This is a genomic window from Vibrio thalassae (assembly GCF_900089835.1).
Classification (GTDB): domain Bacteria; phylum Pseudomonadota; class Gammaproteobacteria; order Enterobacterales; family Vibrionaceae; genus Vibrio; species Vibrio thalassae.
The window spans coordinates 12,507-30,744 of sequence record NZ_OANU01000064.1 but is presented as its reverse complement, the minus strand read 5'-3'; the positions used below and the strand labels follow the sequence as shown (position 1 = coordinate 30,744).

The following is an 18,238-nucleotide window of genomic DNA, read 5'->3' as shown; positions in this document are numbered from 1 at the left end:
TTATTCTTTATTCTATGGAACAATATCGAAATTACGGATAGTGTGATATAGATCCAATCATGAGTAGCGACGAAAAATTATTGATCCGATCTCCTAGAGATCACAAAGACGGCCATCTATTTGAAGTAACAGAAACCGCTGTCGATTGGATCGAGCAGTATCAGCATTTCAAAGGGGTCACCAAAAGTATTTTAGAACTGCTGAACCTCATTTCCTTACGTGGATTCAGTTCTAAAGACGGGTATGTGTCAACGACAGAGCTAATTGATGCAACTGATGGCAAGCTTACTCGAGCGGCCATTCAGCAGCGGTTGAGAGCGGCAGTCAATATCGGTTTGTTTAGCCAGCATGGTGTTAAGTTTGAAGAAGGTCTTGCTGGCAAGACGATGCTTCATCGATTTATTAACCCCAACAAGTTGGTGTCTGTACTTGGTGCAACGAGCTTAGTGACTGAGTCGGTTAAACAATCAGAAAAACAGAAAAAATCAAAAGCACTCGCACAAACGCAAGTTAATAAGCGCTTGCTGAACGAGCACGGTCTCTATACGCCACCAGCAATGCGCGATGAAGCTGACCAGTTTGTGGTATCTCCAACGAATTGGGCAGGCATTATCGACCAAGCACTTGCCCCTCCTCGAACGCGGAAAAGTTATCAAAAGTCGATGGTTTCTATTTCGGGAACCAAAGCGGTGATTGAGACTCGGTCGTCCAAGAATATTATGACGGTTGATGATCTTATGACGCTGTTTGCGTTGTTTACTCTGACGGTGCAATACCATGATCATCATCATGAAGAATATCATCTTGATGCCAAGCATGTGCCAAATAAAACGCCGTTATACATCACCGATATTCTGTCACTTCGTGGCAAGAAAGATAGCGGGCCCGCACGTGACTCGATCCGCGATAGTATTGACCGCATTGAGTTTACAGATTTTCAGTTGCATGAGCTTACGGGTCGTTGGCTCAGTGAAAACATGCCTGAAGGCTTTAAAAGTGATCGTTTTCGATTTTTAGCAAGAACCATCACCGCTTCTGAAGAAGCGCCTCGTGAAGGAGCTGATGGTGAGATCAAGATCAAACCCAATCTATACATCTTAGTTTGGGAGCCATCATTTTATGAGGAGCTGCTGACAAGAGATTATTTTTTCTTGTTCCCACCAGAAATTCTGAAGCAGCATACTTTGGTGTTCCAACTGTATTCTTATTTTAGAAGTCGAATGGCACGCCGTCATACTGACACATTGTTGCTGTCAGAATTGAATCAAAAGTTAGCGCGTAACATCGAATGGCGACGTTTTTCGATGGATCTTTTGCGAGAGCTACGAAAGCTTGCTGAAGGATCAATGAGCAATGATCGTTTCGATGTTAACCTTTGGGGTTATCATCTCTCGCTGCAATGTATGGATCCTAACGCGAAACTGCCAGATTTCCAGGTTGATATTCGCTGTGATGTGGAAGAGGTGTTACGTTATTCAAGAGCTAGAACGACGAATGCTGGTAAGCGAAACATGGCGCCAACGTTACCGAACCCATTGCGAAATGAGTTGGTCACTCGTAAACAGTTAGACGAACTGTCAACCATCATTGATGGTGAATTTGAGCCAATCCAACGCAAAGCACCGTCCCCAAGAGGTAACTTAGGCCGTCGAGTGAAACAGCGTAAACACTTGGTGGAGATCAATGCTGATGAAATCACCATTATTCTATCTAAATATACCTCTTCAGAAGCGCTAGAACGCAGTGTAACAGCTCTATCTGCCATGACAGGTCATTCGGTAGCATCAATTAAACAAGAGTGCTCAGAGCTCATGGAGAAGCTTGATTGGCTGCGAGTGGATGATCAGGTCATTCCTTACGAGGTATTGAGCCGAGTTGTTGAACTTTATAACTCGAGACAAGAAAACAAACACTTGTCGATAGAACGACTTATCTCTGCTCTCGCGGTCCGTAAAAAAGTATGCAAACAGGTACATGAAGGGCATATTGATGAAACGGTGTTCCGAGTGCTCGATGAGGTGGCGATTTAGTTCAGATTAACTCTTTGTTACAACCTGAATGAAGTTGTTAGGAATTACACATAATGCTGACAATGTGCTGACAATGTGGCGGGTGGGGTTGGCTAATATTTATCCCGAATAGACAACCTTTTGTCCTTTCTAATGAAATAAGTAGATTGGCTCATATTGTTACATTCATTCTGATATATTTTTGGCGAGTTCAATTTGGACTCGCTTTTTTTTGTCTAAAATTTGGCTCAAGGTATTAACAGTTACCGGTCTGAAATCTATATTGATTAAGGGATTGGAGTGAGAAAAAGGAGATCTCGATCAAGCTGATTTTTTGAGGTGGAATCTCCTAAATGTAATCCTTGAACACATGGATTTCAAAGTTTAAAAACCGCTTTCTAAAACTTCTGTTTAGATCTATTGCCCCTATCACATTCTGAATCAGTTTTTCTTAACAACAAATTTGTCGTTTGCTACAGATTAGGTGTTCAGACATGGTTCATCAGGAGGTAACAATGTCCATTAATTCAATCGACCATGACGAAATGACATCCATCACAACTAAATGGGATCACTCTGAAGAAGTTCAGGAAAACATCCGTCCAGCGAAGCAGGGCAAATCCGCAGAAGCTAGACGCCGCATCGAAGCGTTAAGGGAAATCAGAGAAAGTGGTCTAACTCTAGAAGAAGCACGAGAGCTTGGCTTGATTCATTAGTTTTGGATAACCAGATAGGGTGGCGTTGGCCACCCTTTGTATTTTAACTGTTGTCAAAATACATCCTTTCATTTGAGTTTAATACTTCATCAATGCTATATTCAGCACCCTTGCCAACATCAACTGACTAAATACCATGTCTCATAATTTGTCTCTTCTCCCACCTTCTGAAAAGAATAAAGTTGAACTTGATAAACAAGCTTCCTTTGTTGTGTGGCAAATGAAAGAGGCCAAAGCGGGACCGGAAGCTATACGAGAGCAACTCGAAAAGATAGCAGACGAGGCTGAACAAGCATGGTTTGAGCAGTGTGTCGACAAATACAAGAGAATGATGGGAGTGATGTAAGTGCCATTCATGGTGTTGACAATTGAATTGTATTGACGATTTGATAAAATCCTCCGCGTTAAAATGAATTAGAGAGAACATCCCGATGGGAAGAAGTTTTGAAGTGCGCAAAGCCTCTATGGCCAAGACTCAGGGCGCAAAAATTAAAGTTTATTCCAAGTATGGTAAAGAGATCTACGTAGCAGCGAAAAACGGCGGCGCAGATCCAGAGATGAACTTGTCGCTTAAGCACCTGATTGCTAAAGCAAAAAAAGATCAAGTTCCTGCTCACGTTATTGAAAAAGCACTAGACAAAGCTAACGGTGGTGGTGGTGAAGACTACCAGCCAGCGCGTTACGAAGGTTTTGGTCCGGGTGGCGTTAGCGTTATCGTTGACTGTTTGACCGATAACGGCAACCGTACTTTCCAAGATGTTCGCCAATGCTTCGTTAAGACGGGTGCTAAAATTGGTAGCCCTGGTACTGTTGCTCACATGTTCGATCACCAAGCGGTATTCCAATTCAAAGGTGACGACGAAGAAGCTGTACTTGAAGCTCTAATGATGGCTGATGTAGACGTAACAGATATTGAGCTAGAAGAGGGCGTAATCACAGTATTTGCCCCACATACTGAGTTCTTCAAAGCGAAAACAGCCTTGAACGCTGAATACCCAGGTCTAACGGTTGATGTGGAAGAAATTACGTTTGTACCACAAACTCATACTGCCATTGCTGGCGAAGATGCTGAGAAATTCCAAAAATTCCTCGACATGCTAGATGACTGTGATGATGTTCAGCAGGTTTATCACAACGCAGAGCAATAATACGCTTGTGTTATGAAAAAAAGAGTCGACAAGGTCGGCTCTTTTTTTATTTCTACTTTCAGAGTTCCTTATCAGTATCGAGTCTGGAGGCAGTGTCTCAGAAGCATGATCAAGGTGATTGTCCATGATCATGCTTCCTCTGTTTTGATCTTTTTTGGGGCGCACAGCCAAGCGGAAAAGTTTCTTACTTGCGGCAAGACGGTTAGATTTAGTACTAGCGCACATGGCCAGGCAATAAGAAAACTCTGCAACCAGATAGGAGGCCAAGCGCTGTTAAAGCCCATTTTGTATCCTGATATAATGCCCGACATCATGATACCCATAGTAAGAGAGGAAAGTAGGGCGGAAACCCAAAATTGTTTTTTACTCATTGTTATTCTCCTGTTGATTTTTGTTATCAGAAGTATAAACCTATTCATAAATAGATAATATTGGGTGAAATAGAATTGTGGATTCCATATTTGGGTATATAGATGACGCTTACTTGTTTTGTAAGGTAGTTGAGCACGGTTCCGTATTAAAAACGGCCAATCTTCTTGGTGTTCCGCAGTCGACGGTATCTAGACGTATCTCATCTCTCGAAGAACGTTTAGGTCTTCGTTTGCTAGAAAAGAAGGGAAGGGAGTTAACAGCTACTGAAGTTGGCAGACTCGTTTTCGAGCAACTAAGCAGTGGGATAGAGCAGGTAGAAATAGGCTTAGCCAACATCACGGAACAAATGGAGCAAGTCGCGGGCACCGTGCGCTTGTCGGTACCGCACAGTTTCTACCATTCTTTTGTTGCTCCTGTTGTGGAAAGCTACTTAAAGCGGTATCCAAACGTCCATATTGATCTTGGTTTGAACCATGACCAGATAAAACCTCAGACTAATCGCGAGTTGCTTATCACATTTGATATTAGTGATATGGAGGATCTAATCGCCCGTCCTTTGTTTACCGCTCGTCATGGTTTTTTTGCCAGTAGTGAATATTTGGCGACTCGTCCAAAAATCACTGACATCTCACAACTTCCCCAGTTAGATTGGCTAGCGATAGATAATAATCAAACTTTGGCTATTTATCGCAACGAACGCCTTGAGGAGAGCATTCATGTTAAACCTAGATTGGTTGTGAATGATATCCAAGCTCTGTTAGATGCTGTAGAAAGAGGACTCGGTGTTGCCTCGCTCCCATTGCGACATGTGCAAACCAACTCAAATTTGATTCATCTGCTGCCTGAACACTATCGTAGTGACCGACAAGCGTTTTTGGTGTACAAAGATAGGAAATATCAACCGAAAGCTGTTAAATCGCTCATAGACGCTATTTTATCTAGCGCAAATAAGATGGATGCTGCGGTAAACCCCACCAGCAAGAAAAGGAGTACAAATGAAAGTTAGTTTTATTGGATTGGGTGTAATGGGATACCCAATGGCTGCTCATTTGGTAAAAGAAGGGTTTGAGGTGTGCGTTTTTAACCGTACAACAGAAAAAGCCAAACTCTGGGCGGATGAAAATGATGGTCACTATAGTGAAACTGTGGCTGAATGTGTGAAAGATGCTGATGTTGTGGCTGTATGTGTGGGCAATGACGATGACGTAAGGGAGATGACAACTTCTGTTTCAGGGGCGATTGCCAGCATGAAACCTGGTGCTATTCTTGTCGATCATACAACAACCTCTGCGTTATTAGCGGAAGAGCTGGGAGCGGCTTGCGATAAGGTTGGTCTTCGATTTATGGATGCGCCTGTCTCTGGCGGCCAAGCTGGAGCAGAGAATGGGGTTCTGACTATTATGTGTGGTGGAGAACAAGAGACGTTCACGGCGTTACAACCCGTTTTTAATGCTTATGGTAAATCATCGGTATTGATGGGCACTATTGGTCAAGGTCAACGAGCAAAAATGGTCAATCAGGTTTGTATCGCAGGAGTGCTCACTGGACTGTCTGAAGGACTGTTACTGGCCCAAAAAAGTGGTCTAGATATACCATCGTTGGTGGACTGCTTAAAAAATGGCGCCGCTGGGTCTTGGCAGATGGAAAATCGAGCGAAGACGATGGCTGAAAGCAAATACGATTTCGGCTTTGCTATTGATTGGATGATTAAAGATCTAGGTTTTTGTTTGGATGAGGCTTCACGTCAGGGGATTCGACTACCATTAACAGAACAGACAATTGATCGCTATCAGGCGCTTGCAACACAAGGTGAGAACCGCTCTGATACCTCCGTGCTTTTCAAAGCGGTACGTCAAGACGCCAAATCATAATGTTTACACTGTAAATACAAGTTTTGTGGTGTTGCGTTACTCCAGCCGACACCGCTCACAGCGTTTCTTACCCGTTAACCACCCTGAAATGTGGTAGCGATTCTTAGCGAACTTCAGGTAAGCCCAGTCACAAAGAGTTTTCATAATCGGCCAACGAGTGAATGCATATAGGTAGGGTTTCCCAACGAGACTCCAAGCTCGGTGAGTAACGTCTAAACCCAGTAGCAAGTTCCCATCGGCATCATAAGCGTGCAGGCGGTCCGATGCTGCTTTAGGGTCGATTTCAGGGTATGCCGCAAACTCGGGAGAGAAAATGTCGACCAGTTTGATGTACTTCTCTGTGTCATGAGACTGTAGCGATCGCATTTCTCTCACACACAGCGGACAAGTGGCGTCATAAAATAATGTGAGTCGAACCGACATAGTGTTTCCTTGGGATGCTATCAGTGTTTGTCTTGATCTACTCTTAATACCTGTTTCCAGTTCATATCGATCTGTTGGAATGTCATTTCACATTTTTCTTTTTGCTCTTCTCGGTAGCCTTCTTCTATTTCATCTAGAAGCGTTGTGTAACGTTCAGGGTCACTCCCATATACAAGACATAACGTACTGAAGTAGCGTTGAAGATCAAAACTGTGCTCACCAATATACTCGGCAAAGTCGTAGTAATCAGGTCTGTCTTCAGATTCGAATGAAAACATATCTGCTGCACTGATGGTGGCGTCAGCGCCATTTTCTACATAATTGATCATAAGTACTGCCGCAAAGTTATCAACGGCATCTTCCTCTTTACCCAAAATAGGTATCTTCTGGTCGGCAATGTAAGCATGTCCTGCTTCATGCAGTAATGTGTGGAGTAAGGTATCTAACGCGCCTTCTTTGGCTGGCTTACCAAATTTTTCTTGATAGTCATTGTTTAAGAAGTAGTTAAGAGAGTCGATGTAAAACTCATAGGGAATGTGGACAGTATGAGATTGTGGGTCATAAAGCGGGCCATCATCTCCGCCGTATTGAATCGTTAGATCGCGCTCAAAAGGGAAGTAAGCTTTGGAAAGTTGCACCACGAGATCGTTTATTTTGCTCTGTTCTATGGCGAGTTGGGCTTGCCTTTCTACGGTTGAATCTGCGTCATCATAACTAATCTTGACGTTACCCGATGCGGTATATGAGGCCAATAGAGCGACTGAAAACACAGCCTTTTTTAGTATCGATTTCATGCCATTTTCCACCCATTCAGTGCTTCAATTAGTCGCAATGGCCTGTCTGTGGTACACTGCGCGATTAATTTAGTGTAGTGCTTCTTTTTAAAACCATAAACTCAATGTAACCAATTGGTTAATAACATCTTTATTAATCGTCTTCGGTCGCATATTTTGCCGACTCTTCCCGGCATTCTAAGAAGTGATAGATAGTCTTAACAAGGTCGTTTGGTGTCTGCTTACCATGAGTCGCCATCTATTCTATTTCTACTACACTTTACAATTTAGTCGAACCTCATTAAGGAAGATGAGCGATAAAGCAAAAAAAGAGGTTATATGAACAACACCATCTCTGTTGGCACGTTAGAATCTTTTTTGATCGCTATCAGCGTTCTTTTTCTGGGACACATCATTAATAGTAAGCTCCCTGTTCTAAAAAAATACAACATCCCTGAACCCATCGTTGGTGGATTAATCGTTGCCCTTATCATTACGGTTTTACACTTTAACAACGTTAATCTTGAGTTCTCGTTGCCCTTGCAGAAAACATTTATGTTGATGTTTTTTAGCACCGTAGGATTGGCAGCTAACTACACCCAACTAATGAAAGGTGGCGCTAAAGTCTTTGTCTTTTTAGCGGTCGCATCGGTATATATTATTATCCAGAATAGTGTCGGAGTTGGATTAGCCACCATGCTCGGCTTAGAGCCGTTAATGGGGTTAATTGCGGGCTCTATTACCTTGTCGGGCGGACACGGTACTGGGGCTGCTTGGGCTCAAACCTTTACTGAGACTTACGGCATCAGCAACACACTAGAAATTGCGATGGCTTCTGCAACCTTTGGTCTAATTATCGGCGGTATTATTGGTAGTCCGGTTGCACAACGACTCATTGATAAGAATAACTTTGAGTCAGAGTATGGCCGAGGCAATGATACTCATGAGCGCTTCCCTGAATTGGTAACTTATAACGAGTACGAAAGAGATCGCGTGACTGCTAAAAAGGTTATTGAAGTTCTGTTTATCTTACTCATCTGTGTGACTGGAGCGAAGTATTTACATGCGTGGGTTAATACATTTGAAATATCTTGGTTAATGATTCCTGACTTCGTTTATGCGTTATTTATCGGTGTTTTCATTACCAACATCTGCGAAGTGACCAAAAGTTATAAAGTGGATGCAGAAACGGTCGATATTCTCGGTACGGTGTCATTATCGCTTTTCTTAGCAATGGCATTGATGAGCCTTCAGCTCTGGAACATCTTTGATCTGGCGATTCCTTTCTTAATCATACTCGCCGTGCAGTCTGTTATTTTGGGGCTGTTTGCTTATTACATTACGTTTAGAGTAATGGGCAAAAACTACGATGGAGCCGTCATAGCCGGTGGGCACTGTGGGTTTGGTTTAGGGGCTACGCCGACTGCAGTTATGAATATGGGGTCCATCGTTAATCGATTCGGACCATCTCCTCAAGCCTTTATGGTCGTGCCTATTGTTGGGGCATTTTTCATCGACATTGTGAACCTAATCATCCTACAAGGATTTATCACAGTAATCGGCTAAGATTAAGCTTAAAACTCTTCCCGAAAAGTCTCGTATTTGCGAGACTTTTTTCGTTTTTGAGACAAACTAAAAATACTTCCCCAAAAAGTTTCATTTCGTCAATTTATCTGATATCTAAATGTAAAATAAAAGTAAAATTTCGAGCTTGGGCTAATATGTCCATTCGCGCAAGCAAGGCTGGCTAGAACTGATAAAAGATATTGCTTCCTGGCGTCGGGAGCAATTCAAGGAGTAAATCATGAGTGCGTTGTCTCTATTTGGGTTAGCAAAAGTGTCTGGTACGTTAGTAATAGATGCTCAAGGAAAACTCACCATTCTTCCGGAGGGAAGTGAACCTAGACCGGGAGACGTTGTCATCAATGTTTTGAACGATACAGAAGTGGGCGAGGATTTAGACCTTGTATTGATTCAAGAAGAGGGTAAAAGCCAAGAGATTGATGTTTCTGATATAGATGCCGAAGAAATCATCGCTGCCATTGAGGCGGGTGAAGACCCGACCCAGAACCAAGAACAAGCTACCGCTGCGGGTAATTCGAATGGTTCAAGCCCAACGGCGACAGGCGCTATCGAGCGTGATGGCTCGCAAACGCTAGCTAAAACACAGTTTGATACTTCTGCCCTTGAGGCGCAAGGACTAACCGCGACGCAATCTAATACTCTTCTTCAGGTACTCGTTAACTCAGCTCCGCAAATTCTTAGTGAAGCCTTAGCTGGAAACGTTGTGGAAGCAGGTCATAACTCTGACGGTAGCGATTTTGATGGTACTGCTGAGCTGACCGGCCAGCTTTCAGCCACCGACCTTGAATTTGACGATGGAACTTTGACTTGGAGTGTGACTTTTACTCCGGAAAATCTTTCTGACTACGGCGAGTTTGAGCTCTCCGACAATGGAGAATGGACTTTCCGTTTAAATAACGATTCCGATGCCACACAAGCTTTAAACGTCAATGATACTGTGACACTCTCCTTTACCGTCCAAGTCACCGACCCCCTAAATTCCTCTACGTCACAGCCATTGGTAATCATTATTAGTGGCACTAACGATAAACCTGTTATCAGTGCAAATAGCGAAATCAGTGGTGACGTTGTCGAAGCTGGACACAATGATGACGGTTCAGAGAACATAGGAACGGCATCGGTGAGCGGACAGTTGAATGCCACAGATGTAGACTCTCCAATCGAAAGTTTGGTTTGGTCGGAAGACGGCGATATGTCTTCTGCATATGGAGATTTTTCGATTACAGAAGCTGGCCTTTGGACATTTGAACTTGATAACACTGCAGATGAAGTTCAAGCCTTACGAGAAGGGCAATCAACTTCTCTTGAATTCAAAGTCAAAGTCACTGACGACCAAGGCGTCGATGTCTTTCAAACGATTGTTGTCAATATCCAAGGTACGAATGACAAGCCAGTAATTGACTCCGAATTGATAACGGAAGGCGAAGTCAGAGAGTCTGGGCATTTTGACAATGGTACTGAGGATGCCGGAGCACCAAGTACAGGCGGTCAACTTTCAGCGACGGATGTGGATTCTTCTAACTTAACGTGGAGCTCAGTAGGGGATGTTAGCAACCCGTACGGTACATTCAATATCACTAGTGATGGCTTGTGGAGTTTTGTAATTGATAACGAAGCTGATGCAGTTGAATCGTTAGCTGAAGGTGACGAAGTTCCTCTGAGTTTTACCGTTCAAGTTGAAGACGAACAGGGCGCAGTGGTTACTCAAATTATCTCGGTGACTGTTAAAGGGACGAATGATGTACCAGTCATAGACGATGTTGACAGTAAAGGTCGAGTTCGTGAAGCAGGTGATGATGACAATGGTAAAGCTGTCACAACAGGTTTTATTGATGCGTCGGATGTCGATAATGGAGCGGAGCTGAGTTTCACACTCAAAGAGCCAGCAGACACCACTTACGGCACATTCAGTGTTGATGAAGAAACCGGTGACTGGCGCTACGAGCTGAAGGATGATCTGCCTGCGACCGATGCGTTGGCAGAAGGTGAGAAGAAACGTCTTGAATACACGGTAGTCGTGGAAGATGAACATGGTGCCAGTGTTGAGCAGACGATTCGAATTGTTGTTAAAGGCAGCAATGATGCACCAGTAATTGACGAAGACGAAAGCGACCTTACGGGTGCAGTTACTGAGTCTGGTGGCATCAATGTAGGGTCACCTGAAGCAACGGGGACCATAGTTGCTAATGATGTAGATACTGGGCACGACCTTACTTTCTCAGTTACTGATGGTACCTCACAGTACGGTCAGTTCGTTATCACTGACCCAAAAACGGGGGAGTGGAAATTTGTTTTAGATAACGAATCAGACGCCGTTCAGAAGCTGGCTCAAGGTGAGACATTGCCAATTACCTTTGACGTCATCGTTGAAGATGAGTGGGGAGCAACTGACACTGAAGTGGTAACAATTACTATCAACGGTACCAATGATAGACCTGACTCCGAAGACTTCTCAATTACACTCTCCGGAGATGATGCGATTCCAGTTATTTTTGATACTGGAGAAGGTTCTATTGAGGGTGATGGAACCGACCATATCTCCGACTATGAAGATGATCGTAGTACCACGGATGGAAAGTCACTGTCAGTTGTAATCACTGAGCTGCCTTTAGGCGGTACACTTCTCTACACTGAAAACGGTGAAACTCGAGCGATTGTTGAAGCTGACCTCCATGTCGAAGGAGGGGCTAACGGCACATCGTTTAATCCAGATAATATTTCCTATCTACCTGATGAAAGTGCTCAAGGCTTTGTTTTAGGTGTTAAAGATTCGCAAGGGTTGGACAGCGAAGCCAGTTCGCAAACCGATTTCTTAAACTGGGGCTCTCCTGGTGATAACCCTGGAGAGCGCATTTTAACTTTGGGTGATGACTCGATCAGGATTACCTCAATCGGTGGGGATCTCACTCAGTACCGAGGAGACGCTAACCACGTTGGATTTGGTCTTGGTGTCGGTGGTGGACAAGGCATCAATGAGGGAGAGACTATTTCGATTGATTTCTCCGAGAGACCAGCCACTTCAGTGACATTAGGGCTAGATGGTCTAGGTGGCTATTTTGATGAAAATATCAACAATGCCAACGAGTCATCAGTACTAGTTACCGTTACCTTAAGCGATGGTTCAACGAGAGTTCTAGATCCGATTCAAAAGACGACGTCTGGTAATAGCGATCTTGATTTAGACATTACGATATCAATCGATGATCTTTCTGACGTGGAAGGGTTACAAATATATGGTGTCACGGTTGGAACTGAAGGTAATGGAAACTGGGAACTAAGATACCTAGAGACGAGTTTAGAAGACTCCTTTGATTATAAAGCACTTGATTCTGATGGCGCATATAGTGATGAATCAACAGTGACTATCGATGATCAACGTACCAACCTAGCACCCGATGCGATTGATGATCCAGAGTCTTATAGCCTTGTTCAAGGTGATATGGGAGCGGGCGATCAAGGTTGGGATATGGTTGACAGCATTCAGGCGAAATATGATGGCCAAACTGTTAACTACAATATCGACGGTACTGACCGTATTGGTATTCCTGACGGCACTACCAACGGTGGCCCTGAATCTCAAATTCAATATAACCGAAATGAAGAAGAGTCTGAGCAGCTCATTATTACGCTCAAAGAGCCAGCTGTAGATGGGGCTTTTTCTGTAACCAACTTGTTCGCTAATGAGGGCGGGGCAGGTAGTCATGAACAAGGTAAGTGGAGCGCTTATTTAGGCGATACTCTGGTTGCCAGTGATTATTTCCATAATGAGTCAGGTAATAAAGGCACGTTTGATATTGAAACGGGCGGTTTTGCCTACGACAAATTGGTATTTGAGTCTGTTGATTTTACAGGTGGCCCTGCACGTGGCACTGACTCTTATGATTATTTCCTTCAGGGCATTGAAGTGGTCGGTGCGGGCGCTTATGTCTTTGACCATGATGAACCTGTCGTCATTCCGCTTTCAGAGCTTTTATCTAACGACGATGCTGTGGATGGTGATGATATTCGTATCACTTACGTGTTCGGTGAGACACAAGGTGATGCGCGTATTGAAGGTGGTAATGTCATTTTCGATTTGCCTGAAGGCTTTGCGGGTCGCACTGAGTTCCAGTACCAAATTACCGACGATAAAGGTGGCTTTGACACTGCAACAGTGAATGTTCTGGTCAACCCTGGACCGATTTCAGTCAGCGGGTTTGAGATAGGTACGGCTAGTGTTGAAGAAGGGGAGAGCTTCTCCTATAACGTGACTCTGGACGGTTCTACCAATGTGAAGACTTTCTTTGACATTGAGTTTGGTGCTAATGGCGATGAGGCTTCAGCTAATGATGTTGACCCATCGACTATGACTTTCGGCAATGGGGTCACTTATAACGAGGTGACCGGAGAACTTGAAGTTCCAGCTAATGTTTCTAACTTTACGATTACGTTACCGACAATCGACGATAATCGTTATGATGGTGATGAAGGCTTTACTCTGGTAGTCGATGGTCAATCTGCCGCTGGAGATATTCTAGATAACGATCCAATTACCCTTTCACTGACTGGTGGTGGGGAAGTGAGCGAAGACGCAGGAAGTGTTCCGTTCACTCTGTCTTTAAGTAATCCTTCTGATATTGCTCTTACGGTAGCGCTCGATCGAATCGATGTAGATACCGAAGATGATGATTTCTCTACCACGACGGCGAGCTATAACGATGGAAGTACTGATGTTCGACTGCCGATCATTAATGGCGAGATCACCATTCCTGCTGGGGTTACCAACGTTAATATCCAAGTAGGTATCCCAGATAACGATGTCTATGAGCAGGATGAAAACTTTACGTTAAAAGTAACAGAGCCAGCGGGTGTTACCGTCAACGGTAACGTTGGCGTATCAGCTGATGCCACTATCTCTGACGATGGTCAGATAGATGGGCAACCTGGTGGTGACAATGATAATGATGCTCCAATTCTAGATTTGGATACGAGTGAAAGCGGCACTGGCTATGACGCGACTTTCACGGAAGGGGACGCTCCGATTAAAGTCGTTGATAGTGATATGGACATTACTGATGACATTGATGTTATCACCAGTGCAGAAATTAAACTCACTAATCCTCAAGCGAATGACTCTTTTGTTGTTAATAGTACATTACCAAATGGCTTAAGCTACATTTCTAGCACTGTTGCAGGGGCTCTAATCTTAACCATAAGTGGTGAAGGGACGGCGGAAGATTACGAAGCAGCACTCCAACTTCTCGAATTTAGTAATGACAGCGAAGACCCCAATACCGATCCTCGCTCAATAACCATTCAAGTATTTGATGATCAAGGTGTGGGATCGAACACTGCAACATCAACAATAGCGGTTGTACCAGTCAACGAGCTACCTGAGTCGGAAGACTTTAGCTTTAGCGTGTCGGGTAACGATCCTGTTTCCGTCATTTTTGATACCGGAACGGGCTCTATTGAAGGCGATGGAACTGATCATATCTCCGACATCGAAGATGATATGAATGGTCAGCAAGTGCAAGTCAAAATTACGGAGCTTCCGATTGGCGGTACTCTCTATCATGATGGCGAGGAAATCACTCAAACAAATGTCGCCAACGGTGATACGTTTGATCCAACTAAGATAACCTATGAGCCTGATTCAGATGCTCAAGGCTTTATCCTTGGTACCAAAGTAGTGCCAACATCAAGTGATATGGAAAGCACTCAAGATGAGTTTTACAACTGGGGTACTGAAGTCGATGGTAAGAATCGAGTATTAGAGCTCTCTAACAGTGACGGCAGCACAGACAATATCACCATTAACAGTAACAAAGGCAATCTCACTCAGTATCGAGGTGATGTCCAAGATAATCATGTTGGTCATGGCTTAGGTATTGGTGGCGGCCAAGGTATTAATGAAGGTGAGCTGTTATCTATCAACTTTGCGGATCGTCCAGCCACACACGTCACCCTTGGCTTAGATGGCATGGGAGGCTATTTCTATAGTGGCTTAGGTGGCCAAAACGAATCGGCTGTTACGATTAAGGTCACACTCAGTAATGGCGATACCGTCAATTACACACCTGATGTACAAAAAGATACGTCAGGAAATGACGTTTTATTCCATGAGCTGAGCTTCTCAATTGATTATTTAGGCGATGTCGAAGAAGGAGCCTTAATTGCGGGAGTAAGCGTTGGTACTGATGGCCGAGGTAACTGGGAGTTACGCTATCTAGAAACTGCCCTGAACGACAGTTTTAAATACAAAGCAGTTGACTCCGATGAAGGTGAAAGTCCTGAATCTATTGTTACCATCGTTGATGAGCGTGAAAACAATATGCCACCAACGCTCGATCTTGACTTGAGTGCTGATGGTACAAGCTTCGATACGAATTACCAAGAAGGTGATAGTGCTATTGAGGTTGTCGATAGTGACATCACCATTTTTGACGAGAAAAATGTCATTCATGAGGCCGAAATTGTCTTTACCAATCCAAAAGCGGGTGACAATTTTGGGATTGATGGTGCGACTAACCCGCTGCTTAGTGGGATTAGTTATACAACAGAAGTACTCGATTCTGGTGCAATTAAAATCACTTTAAGCGGAGAAGCAACACCTGCCGATTATGAGGCTGCTATTCAGCTAATTGAATTCTCCAACTCCTCACAATCTCCGGATGATGAGGACAGAGTCATTGAAATCACGACATTTGATGATGCAATGCAACCATCAAATACAGCAGTTTCTACCATTAACTTTACTGCAATCGCTGATCTAGTTGTTGCCGCCGCGATTGGTGATGAAGACAACAAGATTGCGTTGGATATACAACTGCCTGCGAACAGTGATGCAACAGAAGTTGTGATTAGTGGTATTCCTGAAGGAGCAACCTTATTCTCAGGTACTGATGAGATAGTCGTGACCAACAATGCGGCAAATATTATGCCATCACAATTAGCTAATTTATCCATTAAGCCACCACAAGATAGCGATGTCGATTTCACTTTGTCGGTGTCCGGTCGTGATGCAAATGATAATGTGGTAGAGCAGCATGATTTAGCGGTTACAGTCCGACCAGTAACAGATAGCCCAACATTAATTGTGTCCGGCGAGGACATTGTTTCTGCAATCAATTTTGAAAATGTTAATCTGGGTAATAGCAGCTGGAAAGGCAATATTAGTGGAGCGCAACTCAGTGTCGATACTCCTGATGGCTTAAATAGTGGTGATTGGGGCGTTATTACAAATAGAGGCGAAGTCGGTAAAGAAGGCGTTTATCTGGGGAATGGTGAGCAAAACCAGATCTTTGAAATAGAAGGGCGTAGAGGCCAACAAGACTCTTTATTTACTAGCTTTGCAGGGACTCCAGGCCAATTCTACGAGTTAAACTTCGATGCTGCGGCTAGACGTAGCGATTCACCGATGGATATTAAGCTTGAAAAAGAGACCTCACCGGGTGTTTGGGTTGAAGTGGAAACCTTGCGTTCCTATGGCAGTGGAGAAGATCATAACCTAGTGGTAAAAGACTGGTCTGAAGATGAACAGCTCTTCTTCCAAACTCTGGATAGCTTTAATTATCGAGTCGTCTTTGAGTCACCTGAGCAGAATAGCTATGGGGCATTACTTGATAATATAGTGCTTTCGACACGAAGCAATGTAGGCTATGAGGATACCTTCATTGATATTAGTGATATCTCTGCCAGTCTAAATGATACCGATGGTTCAGAAGTACTGACTTTACTGATTCAAGGGCTACCACAAGGTGCATTTGTCAGCAACGGCACTCAAACTTCGATCATAGGACCTTCTGGAGAAATCGATATATCTGATTGGAGTGACCTGAATGATCTGCAGATTAAAGTGGCTGATGTTGGAACCTATCCTATTACAATCAAAGCGATTGCCTCTGAATTGGATGGTACCTACTCTCCGGTAGATGAGGTTGTCTCGGAATCGATTAACCTTATCGTCTTAGATAACCCAGAGCCGTCGGCACCAAATACACCTCCTGAAGTCATAGATTTTGAGTTTTTTGCGCCGGATGACACTATTCCACTCAACTTTGCAGACTTTGCTACGGATAGTGAAGATGATGCTAGTAATACAAAAGCAACTCTTGTAGAAATCACTGAGGAGCCAGAGTATGGTCAGCTTTATTTCCTGAGCAATTCTGGTGAGCGCTTCGACTTAGACGTTGGCGATGTGGTGGAAGATAGTGTCGATATATTTTACGACCTAGAAGTTGGTTTTGATGTTTCCGCGCTGGGCTATAATCCTCAAGGAGATGAGCCGTTTGGTAATGACATTGTTGTTACCGGAGGCACATACGATGGTGACAAACCTCATCTTGGCGTAGAAATGGAAGAGATAGCTTTTGATAGCGCAGGCGCAGCTAAGCAATCTGGTTTCTACACCAAGCGTGATGATGAGCGAGGTCAGGGGAAAGAAACGGAAGCCAAACAAAGTGAATTTATGTCCATTAAATTTACGGCAGGCATGATGACAAGAGCTCTTGTCGGCGTAGGAAGCTTAACTGGACAATTTAGTGCTGCGGCTAACGGTAATGGTGCGGCTCAAGTCTTTGTTTACCTATATGCTGGTGGTGTTTTATTAGATGATAATCCAATCGTGATGGATAACGGCATTATCGCCGACCATCAAGCAATTATTGAGGTAGCATCGGATATACCATTTGATGAAATGCGCATTATGCCATTTAACGCAGAGGGCAAAGAGGCTGGTTTTGTGCTTCAGAGTGTGAAGGTGACAGGTGGCGAGGTAGCGGATCAATTTGATTATAGAGCTATCGATTCAGATGGACTTCCAAGCCTAGAAACGGCAACCGTTAACGTCAATATCATGCCAAATGGTAATGTGGACGAGTCTGAAGAAGTCGATTATGCAGTGCAAGGAGGCAGTGGCGTCACAGTTATCCATGGTACGGATGGTGACGATGTTCTATCCGGTGGACTTGGTAATGATGTATTAACTGGTGGACTTGGAGATGATACCTTCAAATGGAGTGAAGGTGACTTAGACGGCAGTCATGATGTGATTACTGATTTCTCTCAAGTTGAAGGAAATCGAGATGTAATCGACTTGTCAGAGGTATTTGAAGGCAGCAACACGTCATTAGAAGATCTGTTAAAGAATGTTGCCGGCGGCGGAGACAAGATTACACTCACGGAAAACGATGACAACACCAGCACCTTAGTTAATATCACCAAGGGTGAGAAAAATGTGACTATCGAACTTGAGGGTGTCACAGGTATATACAATTGGGACGCGGTCAAATTAAACCAGATTATTGTTCTCGATAGCTAATTTGAGCGAATAACCATAGAGAGACCGCAGTTTGAAGTGAT

The 18,238-nt window shown here is 43.8% G+C and carries 11 protein-coding genes; 8 read left to right on the top strand and 3 right to left on the bottom strand.

The genetic code is table 11. The annotated features are described in order from the left end of the window. The first annotated feature begins 59 nt into the window (after positions 1-59). From VTH8203_RS16080 to VTH8203_RS16065, 4 genes are all read left to right on the top strand, one after another. Positions 60-2,030 (top strand): replication initiator protein RctB domain-containing protein, encoded by a 1,971-nt coding sequence (locus VTH8203_RS16080; RefSeq protein WP_096994581.1) that lies wholly within the window; start codon positions 60-62, stop codon positions 2,028-2,030. Positions 2,031-2,524: 494 nt separating this feature from the next. Continuing rightward, on the top strand, positions 2,525-2,725 hold the full coding sequence (locus VTH8203_RS16075; protein ID WP_096994580.1) for a PA3496 family putative envelope integrity protein: 201 nt from the start codon (positions 2,525-2,527) through the stop codon (positions 2,723-2,725). Between the two features lie 136 nt (positions 2,726-2,861). Continuing rightward, complete coding sequence (locus VTH8203_RS16070) at positions 2,862-3,071, top strand: DUF3283 family protein (protein WP_096994579.1); 210 nt, start codon at positions 2,862-2,864, stop codon at positions 3,069-3,071. A gap of 85 nt (positions 3,072-3,156) precedes the next feature. Continuing rightward, the gene (locus tag VTH8203_RS16065) at positions 3,157-3,873 is read left to right on the top strand and encodes a YebC/PmpR family DNA-binding transcriptional regulator (protein ID WP_096994578.1); all 717 of its coding nucleotides are present in this window, start codon (positions 3,157-3,159) and stop codon (positions 3,871-3,873) included. Between the two features lie 128 nt (positions 3,874-4,001). Here VTH8203_RS16065 and VTH8203_RS16060 read toward each other — a convergent pair whose 3' ends face one another. Further along, positions 4,002-4,244 (bottom strand): DUF2798 domain-containing protein, encoded by a 243-nt coding sequence (locus VTH8203_RS16060; RefSeq protein ID WP_096994577.1) that lies wholly within the window; start codon positions 4,242-4,244, stop codon positions 4,002-4,004. Between the two features lie 77 nt (positions 4,245-4,321). On the opposite strand from VTH8203_RS16060, the gene VTH8203_RS16055 reads away from it, so the two are divergent. Next, the gene (locus tag VTH8203_RS16055; RefSeq protein WP_096994576.1) at positions 4,322-5,251 is read left to right on the top strand and encodes a LysR family transcriptional regulator; all 930 of its coding nucleotides are present in this window, start codon (positions 4,322-4,324) and stop codon (positions 5,249-5,251) included. Further along, the gene (locus VTH8203_RS16050) at positions 5,241-6,116 is read left to right on the top strand and encodes an NAD(P)-dependent oxidoreductase (protein ID WP_096994575.1); all 876 of its coding nucleotides are present in this window, start codon (positions 5,241-5,243) and stop codon (positions 6,114-6,116) included. The genes VTH8203_RS16055 and VTH8203_RS16050 overlap by 11 nt, the downstream gene beginning before the upstream one ends. A 36-nt stretch (positions 6,117-6,152) precedes the next feature. Here the strand turns inward: VTH8203_RS16050 and VTH8203_RS16045 are convergent, their stop codons facing one another. Continuing rightward, positions 6,153-6,539: a thiol-disulfide oxidoreductase DCC family protein gene (locus tag VTH8203_RS16045; RefSeq protein ID WP_096994574.1), complete on the bottom strand. Its 387-nt coding sequence runs from the start codon at positions 6,537-6,539 to the stop codon at positions 6,153-6,155. Between the two features lie 20 nt (positions 6,540-6,559). Then, complete coding sequence (locus VTH8203_RS16040) at positions 6,560-7,333, bottom strand: DUF4344 domain-containing metallopeptidase (protein ID WP_096994573.1); 774 nt, start codon at positions 7,331-7,333, stop codon at positions 6,560-6,562. Positions 7,334-7,651: 318 nt separating this feature from the next. Here VTH8203_RS16040 and gltS point away from each other — a divergent pair, with 318 nt between their 5' ends. After that, positions 7,652-8,878 carry a sodium/glutamate symporter gene (gene gltS / locus VTH8203_RS16035; protein ID WP_063602854.1) on the top strand — a complete coding sequence of 409 codons (1,227 nt, stop codon included), beginning with the start codon at positions 7,652-7,654 and terminating at the stop codon, positions 8,876-8,878. Positions 8,879-9,116: 238 nt separating this feature from the next. After that, a complete protein-coding gene (locus VTH8203_RS16030; RefSeq protein ID WP_096994572.1) occupies positions 9,117-18,197 on the top strand; it encodes a VCBS domain-containing protein in 9,081 nt (3,026 codons plus the stop codon). The last annotated feature ends 41 nt before the right edge of the window (positions 18,198-18,238 follow it).